This window comes from Saccharothrix sp. CB00851, assembly GCF_001905065.1.
Classification (GTDB): Bacteria; Actinomycetota; Actinomycetes; order Mycobacteriales; family Pseudonocardiaceae; genus Actinosynnema.
The window spans coordinates 109,465-132,929 of record NZ_LWLC01000008.1 but is presented as its reverse complement, the minus strand read 5'-3'; the positions used below and the strand labels follow the sequence as shown (position 1 = coordinate 132,929).

The 23,465-nt window shown below is 72.0% G+C and carries 23 protein-coding genes; 11 read left to right on the top strand and 12 right to left on the bottom strand.

Annotated elements, in window-relative coordinates; translation table 11 throughout:
* Both A6A25_RS10150 and A6A25_RS10145 read left to right on the top strand, forming a co-directional pair.
* Positions 1-2,772, top strand: coding sequence for an FtsK/SpoIIIE domain-containing protein (locus A6A25_RS10150; protein ID WP_073887978.1), 2,772 nt, complete (start codon positions 1-3; stop codon positions 2,770-2,772).
* On the top strand, positions 2,769-3,197 hold the full coding sequence (locus A6A25_RS10145) for a hypothetical protein (protein WP_073887977.1): 429 nt from the start codon (positions 2,769-2,771) through the stop codon (positions 3,195-3,197). The genes A6A25_RS10150 and A6A25_RS10145 overlap by 4 nt, the downstream gene beginning before the upstream one ends.
* Positions 3,198-3,207: 10 nt before the next feature.
* Here A6A25_RS10145 and A6A25_RS10140 read toward each other — a convergent pair whose 3' ends face one another.
* Positions 3,208-3,615: a GNAT family N-acetyltransferase gene (locus A6A25_RS10140; protein WP_073887976.1), complete on the bottom strand. Its 408-nt coding sequence runs from the start codon at positions 3,613-3,615 to the stop codon at positions 3,208-3,210.
* A 35-nt stretch (positions 3,616-3,650) separates the two neighbouring features.
* On the opposite strand from A6A25_RS10140, the gene A6A25_RS10135 reads away from it, so the two are divergent.
* Complete coding sequence (locus A6A25_RS10135; protein ID WP_073887975.1) at positions 3,651-4,361, top strand: GNAT family N-acetyltransferase; 711 nt, start codon at positions 3,651-3,653, stop codon at positions 4,359-4,361.
* 106 nt (positions 4,362-4,467) lie between these two features.
* Here the strand turns inward: A6A25_RS10135 and A6A25_RS10130 are convergent, their stop codons facing one another.
* Both A6A25_RS10130 and A6A25_RS10125 read right to left on the bottom strand, forming a co-directional pair.
* The gene (locus A6A25_RS10130) at positions 4,468-5,664 is read right to left on the bottom strand and encodes an amidohydrolase (protein ID WP_143193056.1); all 1,197 of its coding nucleotides are present in this window, start codon (positions 5,662-5,664) and stop codon (positions 4,468-4,470) included.
* Positions 5,654-7,291, bottom strand: a complete 1,638-nt coding sequence (locus tag A6A25_RS10125; protein ID WP_073887974.1) for an FAD-binding oxidoreductase — start codon at positions 7,289-7,291, stop codon at positions 5,654-5,656. The genes A6A25_RS10130 and A6A25_RS10125 overlap by 11 nt, the downstream gene beginning before the upstream one ends.
* A 16-nt stretch (positions 7,292-7,307) precedes the next feature.
* On the opposite strand from A6A25_RS10125, the gene A6A25_RS10120 reads away from it, so the two are divergent.
* Both A6A25_RS10120 and A6A25_RS10115 read left to right on the top strand, forming a co-directional pair.
* Positions 7,308-7,874 carry a TetR/AcrR family transcriptional regulator gene (locus A6A25_RS10120; RefSeq protein WP_073887973.1) on the top strand — a complete coding sequence of 189 codons (567 nt, stop codon included), beginning with the start codon at positions 7,308-7,310 and terminating at the stop codon, positions 7,872-7,874.
* The gene (locus A6A25_RS10115; RefSeq protein WP_073887971.1) at positions 7,871-9,313 is read left to right on the top strand and encodes a glycerol-3-phosphate dehydrogenase/oxidase; all 1,443 of its coding nucleotides are present in this window, start codon (positions 7,871-7,873) and stop codon (positions 9,311-9,313) included. The genes A6A25_RS10120 and A6A25_RS10115 overlap by 4 nt, the downstream gene beginning before the upstream one ends.
* Before the next feature lie 179 nt (positions 9,314-9,492).
* Here the strand turns inward: A6A25_RS10115 and A6A25_RS43930 are convergent, their stop codons facing one another.
* The 3 genes from A6A25_RS43930 to A6A25_RS10100 are packed head-to-tail and all read right to left on the bottom strand — an operon-like array spanning position 9,493 to position 11,923.
* Positions 9,493-11,157 (bottom strand): WXG100 family type VII secretion target, encoded by a 1,665-nt coding sequence (locus tag A6A25_RS43930; RefSeq protein ID WP_073887969.1) that lies wholly within the window; start codon positions 11,155-11,157, stop codon positions 9,493-9,495.
* The gene (locus A6A25_RS10105; protein ID WP_073887967.1) at positions 11,154-11,468 is read right to left on the bottom strand and encodes a type VII secretion target; all 315 of its coding nucleotides are present in this window, start codon (positions 11,466-11,468) and stop codon (positions 11,154-11,156) included. Before A6A25_RS10105 ends, A6A25_RS43930 begins: the two co-directional genes overlap by 4 nt.
* Positions 11,469-11,479: 11 nt before the next feature.
* Positions 11,480-11,923, bottom strand: coding sequence for a YbaB/EbfC family nucleoid-associated protein (locus A6A25_RS10100; RefSeq protein ID WP_073888030.1), 444 nt, complete (start codon positions 11,921-11,923; stop codon positions 11,480-11,482).
* 195 nt (positions 11,924-12,118) lie between these two features.
* Between A6A25_RS10100 and A6A25_RS10095 the strand changes: the two genes are divergently transcribed.
* Genes A6A25_RS10095 through A6A25_RS10085 form a run of 3 tightly spaced genes read left to right on the top strand, consistent with a single transcriptional unit; the run spans position 12,119 to position 14,516 of the window.
* Positions 12,119-12,376 carry a helix-turn-helix transcriptional regulator gene (locus tag A6A25_RS10095; protein ID WP_073887965.1) on the top strand — a complete coding sequence of 86 codons (258 nt, stop codon included), beginning with the start codon at positions 12,119-12,121 and terminating at the stop codon, positions 12,374-12,376.
* A gap of 44 nt (positions 12,377-12,420) precedes the next feature.
* Entirely contained in the window at positions 12,421-13,332 is a 912-nt protein-coding gene (locus A6A25_RS10090; protein ID WP_073887963.1) for an ABC transporter ATP-binding protein, read from the top strand.
* Entirely contained in the window at positions 13,329-14,516 is a 1,188-nt protein-coding gene (locus tag A6A25_RS10085) for an ABC transporter permease (RefSeq protein WP_073887961.1), read from the top strand. The genes A6A25_RS10090 and A6A25_RS10085 overlap by 4 nt, the downstream gene beginning before the upstream one ends.
* Here the strand turns inward: A6A25_RS10085 and A6A25_RS10080 are convergent.
* From A6A25_RS10080 to A6A25_RS10065, 4 genes are all read right to left on the bottom strand, one after another.
* A complete protein-coding gene (locus tag A6A25_RS10080; protein ID WP_073887959.1) occupies positions 14,513-15,784 on the bottom strand; it encodes a cryptochrome/photolyase family protein in 1,272 nt (423 codons plus the stop codon). The two genes, A6A25_RS10085 and A6A25_RS10080, sit on opposite strands and share 4 nt — an antisense overlap.
* Before the next feature lie 119 nt (positions 15,785-15,903).
* Positions 15,904-17,217 carry a citrate synthase gene (locus A6A25_RS10075; RefSeq protein ID WP_073887957.1) on the bottom strand — a complete coding sequence of 438 codons (1,314 nt, stop codon included), beginning with the start codon at positions 17,215-17,217 and terminating at the stop codon, positions 15,904-15,906.
* 268 nt (positions 17,218-17,485) lie between these two features.
* Positions 17,486-18,424, bottom strand: a complete 939-nt coding sequence (locus tag A6A25_RS10070; protein ID WP_073887955.1) for a carbohydrate kinase family protein — start codon at positions 18,422-18,424, stop codon at positions 17,486-17,488.
* The gene (locus tag A6A25_RS10065; RefSeq protein WP_073887953.1) at positions 18,421-19,017 is read right to left on the bottom strand and encodes a TetR/AcrR family transcriptional regulator; all 597 of its coding nucleotides are present in this window, start codon (positions 19,015-19,017) and stop codon (positions 18,421-18,423) included. The genes A6A25_RS10070 and A6A25_RS10065 overlap by 4 nt, the downstream gene beginning before the upstream one ends.
* A gap of 89 nt (positions 19,018-19,106) precedes the next feature.
* On the opposite strand from A6A25_RS10065, the gene A6A25_RS10060 reads away from it, so the two are divergent.
* A complete protein-coding gene (locus tag A6A25_RS10060) occupies positions 19,107-20,246 on the top strand; it encodes an acyl-CoA dehydrogenase family protein (protein ID WP_073887950.1) in 1,140 nt (379 codons plus the stop codon).
* A gap of 195 nt (positions 20,247-20,441) precedes the next feature.
* On the opposite strand, the gene A6A25_RS10055 is transcribed toward A6A25_RS10060, so the two are convergent.
* Positions 20,442-21,638, bottom strand: a complete 1,197-nt coding sequence (locus A6A25_RS10055; protein WP_073887948.1) for an amidohydrolase — start codon at positions 21,636-21,638, stop codon at positions 20,442-20,444.
* A 19-nt stretch (positions 21,639-21,657) separates the two neighbouring features.
* Positions 21,658-22,530 carry an aldose 1-epimerase family protein gene (locus tag A6A25_RS10050; RefSeq protein ID WP_073887945.1) on the bottom strand — a complete coding sequence of 291 codons (873 nt, stop codon included), beginning with the start codon at positions 22,528-22,530 and terminating at the stop codon, positions 21,658-21,660.
* A gap of 68 nt (positions 22,531-22,598) precedes the next feature.
* Here A6A25_RS10050 and A6A25_RS10045 point away from each other — a divergent pair, with 68 nt between their 5' ends.
* Both A6A25_RS10045 and A6A25_RS10040 read left to right on the top strand, forming a co-directional pair.
* On the top strand, positions 22,599-23,195 hold the full coding sequence (locus A6A25_RS10045) for a TetR/AcrR family transcriptional regulator (RefSeq protein WP_073887943.1): 597 nt from the start codon (positions 22,599-22,601) through the stop codon (positions 23,193-23,195).
* Entirely contained in the window at positions 23,192-23,431 is a 240-nt protein-coding gene (locus tag A6A25_RS10040; protein WP_073887940.1) for a YiaA/YiaB family inner membrane protein, read from the top strand. Before A6A25_RS10045 ends, A6A25_RS10040 begins: the two co-directional genes overlap by 4 nt.
* Positions 23,432-23,465 lie beyond the last annotated feature (34 nt).

Here is a 23,465-nt window from a genome sequence, read left to right as displayed (position 1 = left end):
GTGAGCAGGCGTGACGAGCGCCGCAGGAGGATCGAGGGCTCCTTCGAGGAGTTCCGCAAGGCGGTCGCCGCCGCGTTGGGCAACGCCTCGCGCGAGCACCGCCTCCTCGCCGACGAACGCGCCCGCGACATGTTCGAGGTGATCCTGCGCGGCGACGGCGTCGACCGGGCGCCGGCCGACCCGCTGCTGGCGGGCGCGCTGGCGAACCCGCTGTTCAAGCAGCAGTTGGCGCAGGCGATGATCGACCGGGTCGAGGCGTTCCGCGAGTGGTCCGAACGCGGCCCGGACCAGTTGACCGCGCTGGTCGACGCGGCGGCCGAGGGCCCGGCGTCGTGGCCGCCCGACACGTGGCTGGGCACACCGGGCGCGGCCGACGGCAGCGAGGGCGTGCCCGAGCTGTGGCGCATCGGCACCGGGGTGGTGCGCGGCGCCCCCGAGCCGCACGAGTTCCCGGTGGTCGTCCCACTGCTGGACCACTCGCACCTGCACGTCTCCTCGACCTACGAGAGCCGGGCGACCGCCGAGGCGCTGGTCGAGAACCTGCTGCTGCGGGTGCTGAGCCACTTCCAGCCCGGCCTGGTGCACGTCCACGTGTGGGACGTCGGCCAGCTCACCGGCGCGCTGCCCGGCCTGTACCCGCTGACCCGGGCGGGCCTGCTGACCGTGCACGACCCGGCCCGGCTGCACGAGCTGCTGGACGAGCTGTCCGACCACATCCGCCGCGTGCACACCGGCGTGCTGACCGAGGGCCACCAGTCGGTGCGGGCGGCGGGCGGTCGGCGCACCGAGCCGTGGCGGGTGGCGGTGCTGTTCGGCAACCGGCAGCCGTTGAAGGAAGAGCACCAGCAACAGCTGCAACGGGTGGCGCGCAACGGCTTGGCGGCCGGGATCCAGCTGTTCATCGTCGACATCCCGGTCACGGTCAACTCGCCGATCGAGACCGTCACCATCGCCGCCGACCACAGCGCGACCTGCACGATGAGCGGCAAGCACGTCACCGTCACGCTCGACCCGCCGCTGCCGCGCGCCCAGGTGCCCCGTGCCTGCGCGGCGATCGCGGACAAGCGCGAGGAGCGCCGCAACCGGCTCAGCACGTTCGCCGACCTGCTGCCGGAGCACTTCTGGCGGGAGAGCTCGGCGGCGGGCGTGCTGGCGCCGGTCGGGTTCCTGGAGGGCGAGCCGGTGCACGTGGGGCTGGGCGACACCTCGCCGCACGCGCTGATCGGCGGTCCCAGCGGTTCGGGCAAGACGAACTTCCTCTACGCCATGCTGGGCAGCCTGGCCGCCCGGTACGCGCCGGACGAGCTGGAGCTCTACCTGCTCGACTTCAAGGAGGGCGTGTCGTTCGCGCAGTTCGCGCCGGGCCGCAAGGACCCGACGTGGCTGCCGCACGCGCGGCTGGTCGGGGTGAACGTCAACACCGACCGCGAGTTCGGCGTGGCGCTGCTGGCGTTCCTGGCCGACGAGATGCGCAGGCGGGCGGACGCGGCCAAGCGGCACGAGGTCACCAAGCTGGAGCAGCTGCGCGAGGAGGACCCGCACGGCCACTGGCCGCGGATCGTGGCCGTGATCGACGAGTTCCAGTACCTGTTCGGCGAACGCGACCAGGTCACCGCGCAGGCGACCCAGCTGCTGGAGGACGTGGCGCGGCGCGGCCGTTCGCAGGGCATCCACCTGGTGCTGTCCAGCCAGGACGTGTCCGGCATCGAGGGTTTCTGGGGCAAGTCGGCGATCTTCGAGCAGTTCACCGTGCGCATCGCGCTGCCCAAGGCGCGGCGGGTGCTGGCCGAGCCGCAGAACGACGCCGCGGTGGAGCTGCCGCGCTGGCACGCCGTGGTCAACCACGAGTCGGGCGTGCGGCCGGGCAACGAGGTGGCGCGCATCCCCGACGCCACCGCGAAGGGCACGTTCGACAGGTTGCAGGCCGAGCTGCACCGCTTGCGCCCGGTGGACCTGGCCGAGCCGATCCTGTTCGACGGCAGCAAGGTGCCCGCGCTGCACGCGGTGCCGGACTTCCGGGCGTTGCGGCCGGTCGACGGCGGCAGCCCCACCGTGCTGCTGGGCCAGGTGATCGACGTGGCGGGCAGCGCGGCGAAGGTGCGCTTCGCCCGCACCCCGGGACGCAACATCGCGGTGCTGGGTTCGCTGGCCGACGACGCGGCGGGCGTGCTGGGCGGCGCGGCGCTGTCGCTGGCCCGCCAGCACGAGCCGGGTGACGCCCGGTTCACCCTGGCGTGCCTGGCCGAGGATGCCTCGCCGCACGCGGAGCGGCTGGCCAAGCAGCTGCGCGACGCGGGCCACGCGGTGGACCTGCTGCTCGGCCTGGAGGGCGTCCGGAAGCTGGTGGACGACACGGCGGCCCGGATCACCGCGAGCATGACCGGCGAGACGGGCGCGCCGCAGGAACCGCACTATCTGGTGGTTTACGCGGTGGACGCGGCGCACACCCTCTTGGAGGCGAAGGACCCGACGACCCGGGCCTCGGGTGTCGACAGCCTGCGGACCGTGCTCAAGCACGGGCCGGAGAACCGCACCCACGTGCTGGGTTGGTGGCGTGGCGCGCAGCGGCTGAAGAACAGCCTGTCGCCGGGCGTCTACGACGACATCGGCGCGTGGATCGCGTTCGACATCCAGGGCAAGGAACTGCTGTCGTTCGGACCGGAGCAGGTCATGGCGTGGTCACCGCGACCGCGGCGCGGGCTGTTCTTCGACCGGTTCGAGCACTCGCGGCCGCAGGTCGTCATCCCGTTCGACACCGGGGAGGAACCATGATCAGCTACGCCTCAGTCGTGCCCGCGCAGCGCACCGGCGGGCACGGCGCAGCGGAGGTGGAGGCGGTCTCGGCGATCGAGCGGTACCGGGAGCTCGTCGCCCTGGCGGGCGAGTCGGTGGAGCGGATGCGCGCCGCCGACCGGGCGCGGGTGCGGCAGCTGCTGGAGCGGCTGGCCGAGTCGCAGGACCGGATGGCCGAGGTCATCGACCAGGAGAAGCTGGTCAGGCAGGTCGTCGCGGAGCACTGGGAGGCCGTGGTCGGGCTGCTGTGGGACGAGCGGTGGTTCACCATGACCACGGTGCCCGCGCCGGACGAGTCGGTGCCGCCGCGCGACCAGCGCGAGTACAACACCGCGCTGGACCTGGCGTTCCGGGCGTTGGAGGAGTCGCTGCAGAAGCGGGCGCTGTTCCGCAAGGGCGCCTAGTGCGGCGGGGTCAGAAGCCCCAGGTGACGGCGACGGTGTCGAAGTCCAGTTCGGCGGCGGCACGGCGGTAGGTGGCCAGGGCGGCGGTGTTGTCCTTCTCGGTGCCGGTCCACACGCCGGTGCAGCCGCGTGCCCTGGCCAGCTCGATCAGGCGCTCGATCAGCGCGGTGGCGATGCCGCGGCGCTGGTAGGCCTCGTCCACGCCCAGCTCGTACAGGAACATCTCCACGCCCTTGTCGGGGTGGATGGTCTCGACACCGGACACGAACCCGGCGGGCTCGTCGTCCACGTAGGCGATGAGCAGGTGGTGCCGGTCGTCGGCGAGGAACGCGCGGGTGGCGTCCTCGCGCGGCGGGTCGTCGAACAGGTGGCCCGCGGCCAGCACCGCGTCGAGCGACGTGATCCGGCGGATGTCCATGCGGGCGAGGGTAGCTCTTGGGTGATGATGCGGTCATGCGCGTTCTGACCTCTCCCGCCGACGTGTCCGCCGCCACCGACGACCCGCTGGTGAGGTGGGCCGCGCAGGCGCTGCTGCCCGGTCGCGGCGGGTCGGCGTGGGCGCACGGTGCCGCGGTGGGCGTGCTGGCACCGGGGCTGTTCCGGTTCGACCGGCTGGTGCTGACCGGGCCCGCGGAGGACGTGGCGGTGCTGCTGCGGGCGCACGTGCGGCCCGCCGTCCGGCCGCTGGTGACCACCGCCGTGGCCGAGGAGTTGGGGTGGCCGGTGCTGGCCACGTTCGGGTGGATGGAGCGCGGTGGTTCGCTGGACGCGCCCGCGGGCGCGCGGTGGCTGGCCGAGGACGAGTGGGACGACGTGGAGGCGTTGCTGCGCAAGGCCAACCCGGAGTCGTGGGCGTGGCCGCGCGGACTGGGGCCGTCGCGCTGGGCGGGCGTGCACGTGGACGGTGTGCTGGTGTCGGTGGCGGCGGACGCGTGGGCCGCGCCGGACGTCGGTTTCATCGCCGGCGTGGCCACCCACCCCGACCACCGCGGCCGGTCGTTGTCGCGGCAGGTCTGCTCGTTCGTGGTGAGCGCGTTGCTGGCCGAGCGCGGCACGTGCGGGTTGATGGTGGACGCGGCGAACGTGGCCGCCATCGCGGTCTACCGACGCCTCGGCTTCACCTACCGCGCCGTGACCGCTCTGCGCGACTCACCTCACGCCTGATCGCGGCGGGCGACACAGGCAGCCGGCGCCGCGTCTTCCGGCGCCTCGCCCTAGTGACGGACGAAGATCACCATGCGGGCATGGCTAGCGGTCACCACCGACAACCTCAGACGATCTCGCCCTCGGCGGCCACCACGCGGCCCTCGTGCACGACCAGCGTGCGCGGGGCGCGGTCCATCACGGCGGCGGTCACCGTGTCGCCCGGCACCACCACCAGGTCGGCGGGCGCGCCCTCGGTCAGGCCCAGCACGCGCCCCAGGACGGCCGCGCCGCCGCGGGTGGCCACGTCGACGCACAGCTCGACCAGCTCGTCGCGGCGGAAACCGTTGCGGTAGGCCAGCTGCCAGGTCCGGTCGAGCATGTCGCCGTTGCCGTAGGGCGACCAGTAGTCGCGGATGCCGTCCTGACCGAGGCCGACTCGCACCCCGGCCCACCGCAATTGCCGCAACGGCAGTGGTTCCCGCACGCCCGGCGCGACCGTGGTCACCGCGATGTCGTGCTCGGCCAGCCGTTCCACCAATTCCCGCTGCCGGTCGCCGTCCACAGTGGACAGCGCGAACGCGTGGCTTATCGTCACCTGGCCCCGCATGCCCAGTGCGTTCACCCGGTCGCAGATCAGGTCCACCTGGAACGCGCCGAGCGTGCCCGCGTCGTGCAGGTGCACGTCCACCCCGCGCTGGTGCTTCTCGGCCAGCCCGAACACGACATCCAGGTGCCGCACCGGATCGCGGTCGTAGCCCGCCGGGTCGAGCCCGCCGACCAGGTCCGCGCCCGCCCGCAGCGCCGCGTCCAGCAGGTCGGCGGTGCCCTTCTCGCGCAGGATCCCGCACTGCGGGAACGCCACCACCTCGACGTGCGCCCGCCCGGCGTGCGCCTCCCGCGCGGCGAGCACGCCTTCCAGCTTCTCCAGCCCCGAGTCGACGTCCACCTGGGCGTGGCTGCGCACGTGCGTGGCGCCGGACGCGATCGTCCGACCCAGCGTGCAGGTGGCCCGTTCCGCGACGGAAGCCTCGGCGGAACGCCAGTTGCGGCGGTCGTTGTCGATCAGCTCGGCCAGCCCGTCACCCGCGCTGTGCGGGCGGAACGGCAGGCCGAGCCGGGTGGAGTCGAGGTGCGCGTGCGCGTCGGTGAACGCGGGCAGCAGCACCCCGCCCCGGCCGTCCACCACCGGCACGGCGGGCGGCGGGTCGAGCCCGGGTCCGAACGCCGAGACGCGCCCGCCCTCGCAGAGCACGTCGACCAGGGGTGCGCCCGGGGTGTTCGGCCACGGCCGCACGGAACGGATCAGCAGGTCACCGGTCACCAGGCGACGCTAGCCCCACCGCCGTGAAGTCGCCAGCGAGGAGCTTGCCCGGGTTGAGCACGCCGGTCGGGTCGAGCGTCCGCTTCACCGACGCCAGCACGTCCAGCCCGAGCGCCCCGATCTCGGCTTCCAGGTACGGCGCGTGGTCGGCGCCGACGGCGTGGTGGTGGCTGATCGTGCCGAGCCCGGCGATGGCCTCGCTCGCGGCGGCCTTGGCGACCTGCCACTGGCCGATCGGGTCGGCCGCGTCCCGTGCCGCCACCGCGGTGAAGTACAGCGAGGCGCCGGTCTCGTAGGCGTGCGAGATGTGGCACATGACCACGCAGTCGCCGAGCGCGTCGACCAGTGCCGAGCGCACGGCCGTGCGCAGCTCCGACACCTTCGACCAGTGCGTCGCCGTCTCCAGCGTCTCCACGCACACGCCGACCTCCATCAACGCGTCCCGCTGGCGGGGCCCGTTGAACCGGCCGTGCCGCCACGTCTCGCCGAGCGCCTTGCCCAGGGACACCAGTTCGAGCCCCCGCAACGTCTCCGCGCGCCTGCGCTTGACCTCCCGGTCGGACGCCCCGTGCCAGCCGAGGACGAGCAGGCACGGCTGCCGCACACCCCGTGCGCGCAGGTAGGCCTTGAGCGCGTTGACCTTCCAGCCGCCGGACAGGGCCAGCGACACCTCGGTTTCGTCCACATCGGACAGCCGGGTCACGTCGGCGAGCACCCGCCGCTGCGCCAGACGCCGCACGACGTCCGACCCGCGTTCCCAGCCGTCCACCACGAAACCCTCGTACCGCTCGACCTCCGGCCGGGGCCGCACGCGCAGCGCGACCTCCGTGATGACGCCGAACGCGCCCTCGCTGCCGACGACCAGCTGCTTGAGGTCCGGCCCGGCGGCGGACGCGGGCGCGCTGCCCAGCCGCCACTCGCCGACCGGCGTGGCCAGCCGCACGCCCTCGACCACGTCCTCGAACCGGCCGTAGCCGCAGGACGCCTGACCGGCCGACCTGGTCGCGGCGAACCCGCCGATGGTGGCGCGCTCGTAGGACTGCGGCACGTGCCCGATGGTCAGGCCGTGCGCGGCGAGCAACCGTTCCGCCTCCGGCGCGGGCAGTCCGGCCTGGAGCACGGCGAGGCGGGACACCGGGTCGACCTGCACCAGCTTGTCCAGCCGGTGCAGGTCCAGCGCGATCACCGCCGCCTTGTCACCGCGCCACGCGTTCACGCCGCCCACGACCGACGTGCCGCCGCCGAACGGCACCACGGCCAAGTCGTGCTCGACGCACGCCTGCAGCACCTCGACGACCTGCTCGGGTGACGCGGGCAGCACCACCGCGTCCGGCACGGCGAGTTCACCGTCGCCGCGCTGTCGCAGAAGGTCCACATAGGACAGTCCGCCGGCACGACCCAGCCGCGAGTCGCGGTCCACCCGCACGTAGCCGGGGCCGACGACGGCGTCCAACGAGGCCCGCGCGGCGTCGCTCAACGCCGACTCGGGGACGTCCGGCGTGCGCGCCGGGGTGCGGACGTCACCCAGCCCGGTCCGTTCGCGCAGCCACTTCAGCGCGTGCGGCGGGAGCGAGCCGGTGGTGGGTGTCCAACTGCCCCGGAGGGTGTGGTCGATGCGCTCGGTCACCGCTACAGTGTGACACATGACGTCTCAACGTCACAGTGATGACGCGCTCCTCGACGCGGCCCGCGACTGCGTGGTCGAGGTCGGGGTCCGCCGCACCACGCTGACGGACATCGCCAAACGCGCCGGCGTGAGCCGGATGACCCTCTACCGCCGGTTCCCCGACGTGGGCACGCTGGTCCGGGCGTTGATGACCAGGGAGTTCACCGCCCTGCTCCAGCGGATCGAGGTGACCGGCGACAACGCCAGGCAGCGGCTCGTGGCGCAGGCCATCGCGGGCATCCGGCTGCTGGCCGCCGACCCGCTGCTGCGGCGCGTGCTCGACCTCGACGCCGAGCTGATGCTGCCCTACCTCGTGCACCGGCTGGGCAGCACGCAGAAGCTGGTCGAGGCGTTCCTGGTCGCGCAGGTGGAGCAGGGCCACGCGGACGGCTCGATCCGGCCCGGCTCCGCCGCCGCCCAGGCCCGCCTGGTCCTGCTGACGACGCAGTCGCTGGTGCTGTCGATCCGGCCCGCGACCACGGACCTGGACTTCGAGGAGCTGCTGGCCGAGCTCGCCGCTTACCTGGACGGGGCGCTGTCGTGAGCACGTCGTTGAACGCCGCCCGCCGCCGGGCCGACCTCGACCACCTGACGTCGTCGCCGGTGGACCTGTTGGTGGTCGGCGGTGGTGTCACGGGCGCCGGTGTCGCCCTCGACGCCGCCTCGCGCGGCCTGTCGGTGTGCCTGGTGGAGGCGCACGACCTGGCGTTCGGCACGTCGCGGTGGTCGAGCAAGCTCGTCCACGGCGGCCTGCGGTACCTGGCGCAGGGCGAGGTCGGGCTGGCGTACGAGAGCGCGGTGGAGCGGGGCATCCTGATGACCCGCACCGCACCCCACCTGGTGCGGGCACTGCCGCAGCTGGTGCCGTTGCACGGCCGGGCGCACGACCCCGTCGTGATGGCCGGTCTGCGCGCGGGTGACGCGTTGCGGCGGCTGGCCCGCACGCCGTCGCGCGTGCTGCCGGGTCCGCGGCGGGTGTCGGCCGTCGAGGCGCTTGCCCTGGCTCCCGGGCTGCGGCGGGCGGACCTGCGCGGCGGGCTGCTGAGCTTCGACGGCCAGGTGGTCGACGACGCCCGGCTGGTCGTGGCGCTGGCCAGGACCGCCGCCGGCTTCGGCGCCCGGATCATCACCCGCGCCCGTGCGACCTCCCTGTCCGGCGACGGCGCGCACGTGGTCGACACGCTCACCGGCGCGTCCCTGCACGTCAAGGCACGCGCGGTGGTGAACGCCGCCGGGGTGTGGGCGGGCGACCTGGTGCCGGAGGTGAAGCTCCGCCCGTCCCGCGGCTCGCACCTGGTCCTCGCCGCGTCCACCGTCGGCGTGTCCAGCACGGCGCTGACGGTCCCGATCCCGGGCACCCGCAACCGTTACGCCCTGGTCCTCCCCCAACGCGACGGTCGTGTCTACATCGGACTGACCGACGAGCCGGTGGACGGCCCGATCCCGGACGTGCCCACCGTTCCGCAGTCCGATGTGGACTTCCTGCTGACCGTCGCCTCCTCGGTCCTCGAACGCGACCTCACCACCGCCGACGTCCAGGGCGCGTTCGCCGGCCTGCGACCCCTGCTCGACACCGGTGCCGGTCCCAGCGCCGACCTGTCCCGCCGGCACGCCGTGCTGACCGCCGACGGCGTGACCACGGTGGTGGGCGGCAAGCTGACCACGTACCGCCGCATGGCCGCCGACGCCGTGGACGCGACGGCCCTCACCACCACCCGCTGCCGCACCGCGAACCTCCCGCTGGTCGGCACCGGCCCGCTCACCGGCCCACCCGACCTGACCTCGCGTTACGGCGCGGAGGCCGCCGCCGTCGCCCGGATCGGCGAGGTCGCCTGGGCCGTCCGCCACGAGGGCGCCCTGACCGCCGACGACGTCCTGGACCGGCGCACCCGCACCGGCCTCGTCCCGGCCGACCGCGCCGCCGCCGAACCCGCCGTCACCGCCGAGGTCACCGCCGAACTGGCCGCCCAGACCACCGCCTGAACGTTCAACTCACCCGTTCCGAACGTAGGACACACGCGTTCCGAACGTAGGACACACGCGTGTGTCCTACGTTCGGAACGACCGTGTCCTACGTTCAGGTACCCCGAGTTCAACGTTCGGAACGGGCGCGGGCACGCGAAAGGGGACCTCCGCGGAGGTCCCCTTCGGCGTCTGTCAGGTCACTCGCCGATGATCGGCTTCGCGGCCTTCGGCGGCTCCTCGATCAGGGCCTCGCCCTCCAGTCGCACCTTGCGCTGGTGGTCCTTGCCGTCACCGCCCTGGCCGGGTGCGCCCATCATCGGCGCGCCCATCATGCCCATGCCGCCGGCGGCACCGGGACGTCCACCGCCCGCACCGGCCGCACCGGCACCGGCGGCGCCACCGGCCGGCACGCCCTGCGCACCGAGCACGCCGGACGAACCACCGGCCTGGAGGGTGGAACCACCGGCGCCACCGCCACCGGAACCGCCCGCGAAGCCACCGCCACCGCCACCACCGGCGAAGCCACCACCGCCACCGCCACCGAACCCGCCACCGGCACCGCCGCCCGCGGGCACGCCGCCCGGCAGGTCGGCCGACACCGGTCGGACCGGGGGCACGGTCGGCATGGTCGGCACGGAAGACCCACCACTACCCGTCGTGTACGTCGTGTCGCCGAACGAAGGCGGCGACGGAACCCGACCGGAGCCCGAACCACCGTCCGGCACCCACCGGCCCGGCTCCCAGTGCCCGCCGCCGGAGCCGCCCGAACCACCGGAACCACCCCGACCACCGGAACCACCCGAACCGCCACCGACCGTGGGAGGACGGCTCACCACCGGACCGCTCGGACCACCCGGGTAGGCACGGCCCGGCTCCGGCGCACCCGTGCCCGGCCCGTAACCACCGCCGCCCAGCGACGGCGGACGGCTCACCACGGGACCGATCGGGCTGGGACCGCCCGACGGGATGGTCGAACCACCGGGGTCGTTGGTGTAGCGCTGGTTCGCTCCCCGGTCCATGTCGTTGAGCTGCCGCTCGTCGAGCCCGAGCCCGCCCTGCGACAACCTCGGCCCCGAACCGCCACCGCCACCGGCACCCCGGTTGGACGACGTCATCGCGGTGATCGCCTGCAGGATCTGCTTGGCGGTCTGGGCGATCTGCGCGACCGACTTGATCAGGTCGATCAGCTTCTTGAGCGAGTTGGCGAGCTTCTGCAGGAAGTCGGCGAGCTTCTTGGCGTAGTTGCACGCCATCTGCACGATGTCCGCGATCGCCGCGCCGATCGCCGCGCCGAAGGTCAGGAACGACGCCGCCAGCCACTGGATGATCTTCATGACCATCTCGGACACGGCCTGGCTGATCAGGTCCATGATGGTCTTGCGCACGGTCGCCACGAGCTCGCCCGCGCCCTTGGCCGCGCGCGAGATGCCCTGCGTGGCCTTGGACAACGTCTCCAGCCCGGCGGCGTGCTTCTTGCTCGCCGCGCGGTAGCCGTCGGCGGAACGGCCGCGCCAGGTCCGCGTCTCCTCCACCGACGTGCGCCGGTAGTCGGCGACGATGCCCTCGATCTGCTTGGCGGCGGACGCCCAGCTGTCGGACATCTTCCGGATCGCCTGCGGGTCGCCCAGCAGCGCGTCGAACGGCTCGCGAAGGAAGTCGACGTGCTGGATGGCCCAGCTGAACCCGGCGGACAGGAAGCCCGACAGCGGGTTGGCGGCCAGGCCGACGATGCCCATGGCGGTGTTGGCCATGCCCAGCCCGGCCTGGACCCAGTCGCCGCGCTCGACCGCCGCGACGGTGCCCTGCACGTCGCTGATCAAGTGCGAGGGGTCGCGGCCCTGGGTGGTGGCTTGCGCGTTCATCCCCGTGCCCTTCCGCTGAAGCCGAACGCGTTGTCGAGGTCGACGTTCTCGTAGAGGTCGGCGACCTCCTTGAGGCCCTGGCACATGTCGGCGATGGTCTCCGTGGCCTGGCCGAGGATGTCCTGGGACGAGCCCGCCGTCTTGAGCAGGAACTGCGCCAGGAACGAACCGAACACGCCGAAGGCTTCGGTCGACAGCGACGGGTCAGCGGTCTTGGTGGCCGAGAGCATCCGCTGCGTCAGCTGGTCGACCGTGCCAGCGTGCGCCCGGATCTCCTCCGGGCTCACGTTGAACGAGTCGAACATGGTCATCTACCCCCTGCTCAGGCCATGACATCGGGTGGGTTGGTGAAGTAGTCGTCATCGGGCCTGGTGTCTCGACGCTGGATCTCCGGCTCCGGTTCCACGGCGTCCGTGCCGTCACCCGAATAGCCGTTGGGCATCTTCGCCTTCACGAACTCCAGCGCGGGGCTGTCCCCGACGAACTCGGTCATGATCTCGACGACCCGGCCCGCCGCGGCGCGCTGCGCCTGGGCGACCGCGGTCATGATCGCGCCGGAGATCCGCTCGGGGTCCTCGCCGCGCAGCTGCGGGCGCAGGATCAGGTCGGTCAACGCGCCCGAGGCGTTGACCGTCACCGTGATCAAGCCGTCCGGTGACGTCGCGCTACCGCCGACACCACCGAGCTGGGACTCGGCCTGCGCGGCGTTCCGCTTGGCCTGCTCGATCTTCTCTCCGTACTGCGCGAGCCACTGGTCCGGCTCCATGTTCACCCCTCACGGCAACGGGGCTTGCGGCCCTACTGCACAATTCGACCCGTCGACCCTCGATTCGGTTCCCGGCGACGTATCGTTTCACCGAAACGTGATTTCCCGCGCCACCGTCCGGCGGATACCGCCGTTCGGCCTATTCTGTGAATTGTTTACTTGCCGTTCTGTTGGGTTTTCGCAACACTTCGTAGCATGAGTCCGGTGCGCCGGGGCCTCGGCCGGCCCATCCACAACCGGATCGGGGTGCTGCGGGTCGAGCGGGGGATGACCAGGGCGGAGCTGGCCGAGGCGGTGGAGGTCAACCCCCAGACGATCGGCGCGCTGGAGCGGGGCGACCACTACCCGAGCCTCGACCTGGCGCTGCGGATCTGCGACGTGTTCGGCCTGCCGGTGGAGGCGGTCTTCAGCCGCACGCCGTTCAAGCCGTTGTCCACGCAGGTCTACGGCTAGGCCGGGCACGTCGAGCACGACCGGTCGCGACAGGAGGAGAGCACGTGGCACAGGGAGTGCTGGAGATCGACCGGGTCTCCAAGCGCTACGGGGAGGTCGTCGCGCTCGACGGGATGACCTTCGACGTGCGGGCGGGCGAGCTGTTCGGGTTCGTCGGCAGCAACGGCGCGGGCAAGACCACCACGATGCGCATCGCGCTGGGCGTGCTGGCCGCCGACTCGGGCGAGGTGCGGTGGAACGGCGAGCCGATCACGTTCGAGACCCGGCGCCGGATCGGCTACATGCCCGAGGAACGCGGCCTCTACCCGAAGATGAAGGTGCTCGACCAGCTCGTCTACCTGGCGGAGCTGCACGGCCTGTCGACCAACGCCGCCCACCGGAGCGCCGAGAACTGGATCGCCCGGCTCGGCCTGCGCGACCGCCGGCACGACGAGGTGCAGAAGCTCAGCCTCGGCAACCAGCAACGCGTGCAGCTGGCCGCGGCGCTGGTGCACGAGCCGGACGTGCTGGTGCTGGACGAGCCGTTCTCCGGCCTGGACCCGGTCGCGGTGGACGTGATGAGCACCGTGCTGCGGGAGAAGGCGGCGAGCGGCGTGCCGGTGGTGTTCTCCAGCCACCAGCTCGACCTGGTGGAGCGGTTGTGCGACCGGGTCGGCATCGTGCGCAGCGGCACGCTCGTGGCGTCCGGCACGGTCGAGGAGCTGCGCGCGGGCGGCGAGTCGAAGCTGGTCGTGGACGCGCCGCTGGCGCCCGCGGGCTGGGCCGACCACCTGCCGGGCGTGCTTTCGGCGCACACGTCGTCCGGCCGCACGGTCCTGGACGTCACGGCGGACGTGGACGACCAGGCCGTGCTGCGCGCCGCCCTGGGCACGGGTCCGGTGCACGAGTTCTCCCGGCAGCGGCCGTCGCTGACCGAGTTGTTCCGCAGCGTGGTGACCGAGGAGTCCGCGGCATGAGCAGCCTCACCCCCGGGCGGGCGGTGTTCCTGGTCTCGCGCCGGGAGTTCCTGGGCAAGGTGCGCACGAAGTCGTTCGTCTGGGGCACGCTGGTGATCGTCGCCGTGATGGCGGGCTACCTGCTGCTGCAGAGCGTGCTGTTCGACGACGCCGAGCGCGACCGGGTCGCGTTGAGCGGGCAGGCCACCGTGCTCGCCGAGCCGTTGAAGCAGACCGCCCGCTCGTTCGGCCGCGAGGTGGAGACGGTCGACGTGTCCGATCCGGCGGCGGCCGAGGAGCGGGTGCGGTCCGGTGACGTGGACGCGTCGATCACCGGCGCGTCGGACGACCTGCGCGTGGTGGTGAAGGACTCGCTGGGCGAGGAGCTGCGCAACTCCATCGACCTGCTGGTCAAGCAGCAGGTGCTGGACGCGCACTTCGCCGAGGCGGGCGTGGACCCGGCCGAGGTGGCGCGCAACCTCGAACGCGCGAGCGTCGACGTGGTGGCGCTGGAGCCGCGCGACGAGCAGCGCGGCCAGCGGCTGGTGATCGGTCTGGTGATCGCCGCGCTGCTGTACTACTCGCTGCTGGTCTACGGGACGATGGTGGCGCAGGGCGTGGTGGAGGAGAAGTCCAGCCGGGTGGTGGAGATCCTGCTGGCGACGCTGCGGCCGTGGCAGCTGCTGCTGGGCAAGGTCGTGGGGCTGGGCGCGGTGGGGCTGCTGCAGCTGGTCGTGATCGGCGGTATCGGGCTGGTGCTGTCGTCGCTGTCCGGCGTGGTCGACGTGGCGGGCGTGGCCGGTGGCGCGCTGGCCACCGGGGTGTTGTGGTACCTGCTCGGTTTCTTCTTGTACGCCACGGTGTTCGCCGCGGCGGCGTCGTTGGTGTCGCGGCAGGAGGAGCTGCAGTCGGTGCTGACGCCGATCAGCATGTCGATCGTGATCGCGTTCGTGCTCGGCATCAACCTGATGATCAGCGACCCGACCGGGACTGCGGTGACGGTGCTGTCGCTGCTGCCGCCGTTCGCGCCGATCCTGATGCCGGGCCGGATGGCGATGGGCGTCGCGCCGACGTGGCAGGTGCTGCTGGCGATCGTGCTCGCGCTGGCCGCGGTCGCGGCGATCACGTGGCTGGGAGGCAAGGTCTACTCGAACGCGGTCCTGCGCACGGGCGCCCGCGTGCGGCTGCGGGAAGCGCTGCGCTAGCCCTTCACCGCGGCGTAGCGCGCGAGTGCTTCCCGGCGCTCGTGCGCGTGGTCCACGATCGGGTCGCGCGGCTGGTGCACCGCCTTGCCCGGCACGTCCCGCAGCTCGGGCACGTACCGGCGCACGTAGTCGCCGTCCGGGTCGAACTTCTCGCCCTGCGCCACGGGGTTGAAGACCCGGAAGTACGGCGCCGCGTCCGTGCCGGTGCCCGCGGCCCACTGCCAGCCGTGCTGGTTGGACGCGAGGTCGCCGTCGACCAGGTGGCGCAGGAAGTGCCGGGCTCCCCACCACCACGGCAGGTGCAGGTCCTTGACCAGGAAGCTCGCCACGACCATCCGGACCCGGTTGTGCATCCAGCCCTCGGCCAGCAGTTGCCGCATCCCGGCGTCCACGAACGGGTAGCCGGTCCGACCCGCGCACCACGCCTCGAACCGCTCTCGGTCGTCGTCCAGCGGCATCCGGTCGAACGCGCGGTTGTAGTTGCGGCGCGCGGAGTCCGGTCGGTGCCACAGGACGTCGGCGTAGAAGTCGCGCCACGCGAGCTCGGTGCGGAACGCCGCCGGGCCCGCGCCGCGCCCGAGGTCGGCGAGCAGCGTCCGCGGGTGCACCACACCCCACTTCAGGAACGCGGAGAACCGGCTGGTGCCGTCCAGGTCCGGCCGGTCGCGGCGGGTGGCGTAGTCGGGCAGCTTCTCGTCGCGGAACGCCTCCCACAGCGCTCGGACGTCCGGGAGCGCCTCGCCCGCCGGCAGGTCGCGCCCGAGGTCCGACCGGATCCAGTCCACCGATGACGCGTCGGTCTCGGCGGGTGGGCGCCACCCGTGGTCCAGCCAGGCCTTGTAGAACGGCGTGAACACCCGGTACGGCGTGCCGTCGGCCTTGGTGATGCGCCCCGGCGTGACCGCGTAGGGCGACCCCACGCGCACCAGACCGACCCGTCGCGCGACCGCCGCGTCACGCGTGCGCCCGTACGGCCCGGCGTCCGCGGAGACGTGCACGGAGGACGCGCCGACCTCCGCCGCCACCCTCGGCACGACGTCCACCGGATCGCCCTCGACCACGACGAGCCGCCCGCCCAGTTCGGCGTCCAACGACCGCAGGCACCGGTGCAGGAACTCGACCCTCGGCCGGCCGGAGGCCTTCAGCAGCACGGGGTCGAGCACGAACAGCGCCAACGCCCGTGACGCCCGCTCGGCCGCCGCGAGGAGCGCGGGGTGGTCGGCGGTCCGCAGGTCGCGGCGGAACCACACCACGGTCGAGGAGTCCACGGACCGACCCTAGGAGCGCCACCGGCGCCGTGCACGACGAGCGCCCGGCGCCGGCCGTGCCGCGCCGGCAGCGGAAAGGCCCGCACCGACAACCGGTGCGGGCCTTCGTCGAGAAGCGGTCAGCGCTGGTCGAGCGGCACGAACGAGCGCTCCGGCGAGCCGACGTAGACCTGCCGCGGACGGCCGATCTTGGTGGCCGGGTCGGAGATCATCTCGCGCCAGTGCGCGATCCAGCCGGGCAGCCGGCCCAGGGCGAACAGCACGGTGAAGAACTTGGTCGGGAAGCCCATCGCGCGGTAGATGAGGCCGGTGTAGAAGTCGACGTTGGGGTAGAGCTTGCGCTCGACGAAGTAGTCGTCGGCGAGCGCGGTCTCCTCCAGCGCCTTGGCGATGTCGAGCAGCTCGTCGGACGCGCCGAGCTTGCCGAGGATCTCGTCGGCCGTCTTCTTGATGATCGCGGCACGCGGGTCGTAGTTCTTGTAGACCCGGTGGCCGAAGCCCATCAACCGGACGCCGTCCTCCTTGTTCTTGACCTTCTTCACGAACGCGGAGACGTCACCGCCCTCGCGGCGGATCTTCTCCAGCATCTCCAGCACCGCGGAGTTCGCGCCGCCGTGCAGCGGGCCGAACAGGGCGTTGATGCCGGCCGAGATGGACGCGAACAGGTTCGCCTCCGACGAGCCGACCAGGCGCACGGTCGACGTGGAGCAGTTCTGCTCGTGGTCGGCGTGCAGCACGAAGAGCAGGTCGAGCGCCCGCACCAGGTCGGGGTCGACGTCGTAGGGCTCGGCCGGGAAGCCGAACGTCATGCGCAGGAAGTTGTCCACCAGACCCAGGGAGTTGTCCGGGTACAGGAACGGCTGGCCCACGGACTTCTTGTAGGCGTAGGCCGCGATGGTGGGGACCTTGGCCAGCAGGCGGATGGTGGAGATCTCGACCTGGTTGGCGTCGAACGGGCTGAGGCTGTCCTGGTAGAACGTCGACAGCGCGGACACCGCCGAGGACAGCACGGGCATGGGGTGGGCGTCACGCGGGAAGCCGTCGAAGAACCGTTTCAGGTCCTCGTGCAGCAGCGTGTGCCGGTTGATCTTGGAGGAGAACTCCTCCAGCTGGGCCTGGGTCGGCAGCTCGCCGTAGATCAGCAGGTAGCTGACCTCGATGAAGTTGGACTTCTCGGCGAGCTGCTCGATCGGGTAGCCGCGGTAGCGCAGGATGCCCGCGTCACCGTCGATGTAGGTGATCTCGGAGGAGCAGGACGCGGTGTTGACGAACCCGCTGTCCAGGGTGACCAAGCCGGTGGTGGCCAGCAGCTTGCCGAGATCGATACCGGGCGCACCCTCGGTGGCCGGTACTACCTTCATCTCGTGCTCTCCGCCCGGATGGCGCAGCGCGACGGTACGGGTGTCGTTCGGCGCAGTCGTCGCGTCGGGCATGCAGAGTCCCTCTCACGCTAGGGCGGGGTGGCTCATGCGGGTCTCGCACGCACGCGCGCGGGCGTGGGATCGCCCCGCACCGCAGCACCACCCCGTTGGGGTCCTGTCAGTTCTCCCACGCTAGTCAGAGGACGACCCTCAACACAGTCGCGGTGTGAACCGATTCTGTGAGATGGGACCGGCATCACATCCGGATGCATGGGTGGCTAGCGTGCATCCACCACCGTAGCCCTTATGGGCTGTTTATCCACCTCACACGGGGTGAGAGCTAGGTCATCTCCAGCTCGCGTTTGAAGGGCGGCTCCGCGCCCGCGCGGGAGCACGTGATGGCCGCCGCGGCGCCCGCGTAGGCCAGCGCCTCGCCCCACTTGCCGGCGTCCAGACCTCGGACAGCCTCGACGGACAGCGCGTCGTGGTCGTGCAGCCAGGCCAGCAGCGCGCCCTGCACGGTGTCGCCCGCGCCGATCGTGTCGGCCACGTCCACGGGCGTGGGTGGGACGCGGATCACGTCGCCGGCGGCGGTCAGCACGGCCAGCCCGTCCCCGCCGCGGGTGAGCACCACGGCGGCCGGTCCCGCGCCCTGCCAGTCGCGCACGACCTCCAGCACGTCGTCCTCGGGGGCGTCCGCGGGCAGGTCGGCCAGCCACCGCGCGTCCTCGACGGACACCTTCAGCAGGCCCACGTGCGGCAGCCACGAGTCGTACCGGTCGCGGTAGGCCATCGGGTCGTGGATGAGGCCCGCACGGATGTTCGGGTCGAGCACGGTGAGCGCGCCGCGCTCGGCCTCGCGCCACAGCACCCGCTCGTACGTGCTCGCGCCCGGCTCCAGCACCAGCGACAGCGTGCCGAACGAGACGGCCTTCGTCCCGGCGGGCAACGGGCCCGGGTCGGTCACCTGGCGGTCCGCGGTGCCCTCGACGTAGAACGAGTAGCGCGCCGAGCCGTCGTCGGCCAGCCCGACCACCGCCAGCGTCGTGGGCTGGTCGCCGCGCTGGACCAGGTCGGTGCGCACGTTCGAGGCGTGCAGGCGCGCCAGCAGCCGGTCGCCGAACAGGTCGGACGACACCCGCGACAGGAAGCTCACCGGCGCTTCGAGCCGTCCGGCGGCCACCGCCACGTTGTACGGGCCGCCGCCCAGCCGCGGCGACAGGTCGCCCTCGGGCGTGGGCACCAGGTCGACCAGCGCCTCACCTGCAACGACGATCACGACTGGCTCCGTTCTCTCCGCAACCCGTCCAGCAGCAGTTCGCCCAGCGCGGTGAACGCCTCGGCGTCCGACACACCCGCGCGCCGGGGCAACACACCGGTCTGGATGCCCTCGATGAGCAGACCGGCCATCTCGGCGATCAGCGTCGCATGCACGTCCCGGAACACCCCGTCGCGGACACCCTCCTGGATGAACTCGCGGATGCGCTCGGCCGCGGCGCGGGCGTTGCGCTCGTAGGTGCTGCGCGTGGGTGCGAACGCGGACACGTCGGTGATGAACTGGGCCGACGCGCGGCGCAGCTCGTCGGCCGCGCCCGCCAGGTAGGTGCCGACGCGGGCGCGCACGTCGTCGATGTCGGCGATGCGCTGCTCGATCCGCTCGGCCGCGCCCTTGAAGTACCGGCCGACGACCCTCACCGCGAGCTGTTCCTTGCTCGCGGCCAGCGCGTACAGGGTGGACTTGGAGCAGTGCAGGCGGGCAGCGAGGTCGTCCAGCGTGAAGTGCGCGAACCCCTCGGCGAGCACGAGCGCCTCGAGCCGGCCCAGCAGCTCCACCTGCCTGGGCGTCGGCGGTCGGCGCGCGATCGAGGTCATAGGCGGCAACTCTGTCACAGTGCCTGGCTCCAGTACTGGAGTACGTCCTACAGTACTGTCGACAGTACCCCGTGATCCGGAGGTCGACGATGCCCGCCGAGCGACTGCTGCCCACCACCGAGGCCGAGGACCTGCTCGACCTGGTCCGCGAGATCGCGCGTGACGAGCTCGCACCGCACGCCGCCGAGGCCGAGGAGCACTCCCGGTTCCCGCGCGAGGCGTTCCGGCTGCTCGGCAAGACCGGGTTGCTGGGGCTGCCGTACCCGGAGCGGTTCGGCGGCGGCGAGCAGCCGTACGAGGTGTACCTGCAGGCGTTGGAGGAGGTCGCGTCGGCGTGGATGTCGGTCGCGGTCGGACTGTCGGTGCACGTGATGTCCAGCTACGCGTTGGCGACGTTCGGGGACGACGCGCAGAAGTCGCGCTGGCTGCCGGACGCGTTGGCGGGTGACCAGCTCGGCGGTTACGCGTTGTCCGAGACGCACGCCGGGTCGGACGCCGGTGCGCTGTCCACGCGTGCCGTGCGCGATGGCGACCACTACACCGTGAACGGCACGAAGGCGTGGATCACGCACGCCGGGGTCGCGGACTTCTACACGTTGATGGCGCGCACGTCGGACGACGGCGGCAAGGGCGTCAGCTGCTTCTTCGCGCCCGGCCACGTCGACGGTCTGGTCGCCGCCAAGCCGGAGCGCAAGATGGGCCTGACCGGCTCGATCACCGCGCAGCTGTCGTTCTCCGACGTGCGGCTGGACGCCGACCGCCTGATCGGGGCGGAGGGTGACGGCCTGAAGATCGCACTGTCCGCTTTGGACTCGGGCCGCCTGGGCATCGCCGCGTGCGGCGTGGGTCTGGCGCAGGCGGCGCTGGACGAGGCCGTGGCCTACGCCAAGCAGCGCACCCAGTTCGGCCGCGCGATCATCGACTTCCAGGGCTTGGAGTTCCTGCTCGCCGACATGGCCGCCGCCGTGGAATCCGCCCGTGCCACCTACCTCGCCGCCGCCCGCCGCCGCGACCGCGGCCTGCCGTTCACCCGCCAGGCGGCGATCGCCAAACTGGTCTGCACCGACACCGCGATGAAGGTGACGACGGACGCCGTGCAGGTCCTGGGCGGCGCCGGCTACACCCGCGACTTCCCGGTGGAGCGCTACATGCGTGAAGCCAAGGTCCTGCAGATCTTCGAGGGCACCAACCAGATCCAACGCCTGGTCATCGGCCGCACCCTCCGCTGACCCCCCGTGAGTCGAACCTCCAGGTCCCGCGTGTCCCACGTTCAGGACCACCGTGTCCTACGTTCAGAACACCCGAGTTCAACACTCAGAACACGGCTCGCCGTCCTGAGCGTTGAACTCGGGGTACCGGAACGTAGGACACGCGCGTTCTGAACGTGGGACACGCGGGACCTGAGTGTTCGACTCTCGCGGGGGTCAGGGTTCGCGGTAGAAGGGGTTGGTGACGATTTCCTCGCCGTCGGCGTAGCGGTAGACCTCGCGGCCTTCCACGAAGACCTGCAGAGCTCGGCTCATCACGTCCAGCGGGTCGCCCGACCAGATCACGACGTCGCCGTCGAGGCCCGGGGTCAGGGAGCCCACGCGGTCGTCCAGGCCCATGATGCGGGCCGGGTTGACGGTGATCGACTCCAGCCCCACCCGCGGGTCCAGGCCTTCCTTCACGGCCAGCGTCACCTGGTGCACGAGGAAGTGGATGGGGACGACCGGGTGGTCCGTGGTGATCGCGATCCGCACACCCGCACGGGCCAGGATGCCGGGGTTGCGCAGCGAGCGGTTGCGGACCTCGACCTTCGAGCGGGACGTGAACAGCGGGCCGATGATCACCGGGACGTCACGCTCCGCCAGCAGGTCCGCGATCAGGTGGCCCTCGGTCCCGTGGTTGACGATGAGCCGGTAGCCGAACTCCTCCGCCAGCCGCAACGCCGTCGCGATGTCGTCGGCACGGTGGCAGTGCTGGCACCACGGCAGCTCACCCGACAGCACCCGCGCCAGCACCTCGGACGTGGTGTTCCGCTCGAACGCGCCGTCCTCGGCGGAGTCGCGCTTCGCCACGTAGTCCTGCGCCTTGACGAACGCGTCACGGATCACCGCCGCCACGCCCTGCCGCGTGGACGGCAACTTCTTCTGCTCCCCGTACACCCGCTTCGGGTTCTCGCCCAACGCGCTCTTCACGCTCACGGGGTTGCGCACGAGCATCTCGTCGGCCGTCCGGCCCCAGCACTTCACCGCCACGGTCTGCCCGCCGATGACGTTGCCCGACCCGGGCTTGACCACCGCGGTCGTGACGCCGCCGGCCAGGGCGTCGGCGAAGCCCTGGTCGGCGGCGTTGATCGCGTCCAACGCGCGCAGCCGGGCGCCGTTGGGGTCGGTCATCTCGTTGGTGTCCTGCCCGGCCCAGCCCTCGCCCTCCTCGTGCACGCCGAGGTGGCCGTGCGCCTCCACGAACCCGGGCAGCACCCAGCCGCCCGCCGCGTCCACGACCGGCACGCCGTCCGGCACCTCGACGTCGGCGCCGACCGCGACGATCTTCCCGTCCCGGATCAGGACCGTGCCGCCCTCGATCGGCTCTCCGACGACCGGGACGACGTACCCACCCGTGATAGCGACGTTCATAGTTAGCGACGCTAACGGTCTACGTCAGCGGGCGCAAACCCCACCGTCCGGCCCACGACTCGCCCGGCTCCAGCCACAGCAGGTCGACCCCGCTGTTCAACGCGTCCGGCGGGCACGTCATCGGCTCGATCGCCACCGCGCGACCGCGTCCGGGGAAGTTGTCCGGCGTGTAGACCTGCACCCACTTGAAGTCCGGGTCCGCCCACAACTCGACACCGCCGCCCGGCCCCTTCAGCACGTGCCGCACCAGCCCGTCCACCGGCTCGCACCCGCCGAACGCGGTGTCCAGCTTCACGCCTTCCAGCAGCCGCGCCACCCGGAAGTCGTAGTCGCCCGACACGGGCTCGGCCGGCCCGTTCGGGATCATGGTCTGCGGGTCGACCGGCAGCACGGTCGTGGCGGCCAGCGACAGCGACGTCTCGTCGGTCAACGACGCGCCTGCCCGCGGGTACGGGTGCGTGCCCACCCCGAACGGGGTCCGCTTGTCACCCACGTTGGTGACGCCGTGGGACACGGTCAGGCCGTTGTCGTCAAGCGCGTACGTGATGGTGGTGCGCAGCTCGACCGGCCAGCCGAGGCCCGCCACCGGCGTCTCCAGCGAGATCAGCGACCCGGTGTGCTCCACGGTGCCCCAGATCGCGCGGCGCACCAGGCCGTGGATGGCGTTGCCCCGCGCGGGCTCGCCGATCTCCAGCTGCTGCTCCTCGCCGTCGAGCACCCATCTGCCGCCCGCCGTGCGGTTGGGCCACGGCACCAGCACCGCGCCGCTGCCCATGGGCGGTTCGTCGTCGTACGTCTCCACGTACGGCACACCGCCGACCTCGTAGGACTTCAGTCCCGCACCCTCGGGTGCGATGACGGCGCGCGCCGCGCCGTGGGCGATCTCCAGCATGGGTCAGGAGCGTATCCGAGGGGCTCGCCCCTTGACGTAGTTACTAGACCGGTCTCTATAGTAAAACCATGCCAAGACGGACCGACACCCGTGAACGCATGGTGCGCACGGCGGCCGAGCTCTTCCGGGCGCAGGGTTACCACGCGACGGGCTTGAACCAGGTGCTCGCCGAGGGCGGCGCGCCCAAGGGCTCGCTCTACTTCCACTTCCCGGGCGGCAAGGAGCAGTTGGCGGCGGAGGCGGTGACGTTGGCGGGCAACGAACTGTGCGACGCGCTCGCCGCCGTCCTCGACTCCGAGCCCGACTCCTCGAAAGCGCTTGCCCAAGCACTGGAACTCCTCGGCCGCGACCTGCTGGCTTCGGACTTCCGCAGCGGGTGCCCCATCGCCACCGTCGCGCTCGACGCCGCATCGGACAGCGAACCGATCCGCGTCGCCTGCGAGGACGTCTACGCCCGGTGGCAGCGCCTCATCGCCGCCCGAACCGGTGACGACGACCTGGCGACGGTCGTGCTGGCCGCCATCGAGGGCGCCCTCCTGCTCGCCCGCACCCGCCGTTCGCTCGAACCCCTCCACGCCGTCGGCGCCCGCCTGGGCGCTTTCCTGGGAAGGCCGAGGCCAAACCGCATTCGCCCACCACCACCGCTTTCTACGCGCAGGCGGTGATCTCGTTCGCCGTCTCGCTCGTCGCCGTCGGGCTCGGTGTCGCCTACCTGCCGGTCGACGGCTGGGTCCGCGCGTTCCTGGCCCTCGGCCTGCTGTTCACCGTCACGTCGGCGTTCACGCTGGCCAAGTGCATCCGCGACCGGCAGGAGGAGACCTACGTGGTGAGCCGGGTCGACCAGGCCCGGCTGGAGAAGCTGCTCGCCGAGCACGACCCGTACCGGGTGGAAACGGCCTGAGCACTAGGGCGATCTCCCACCACGCGGGAGGAGC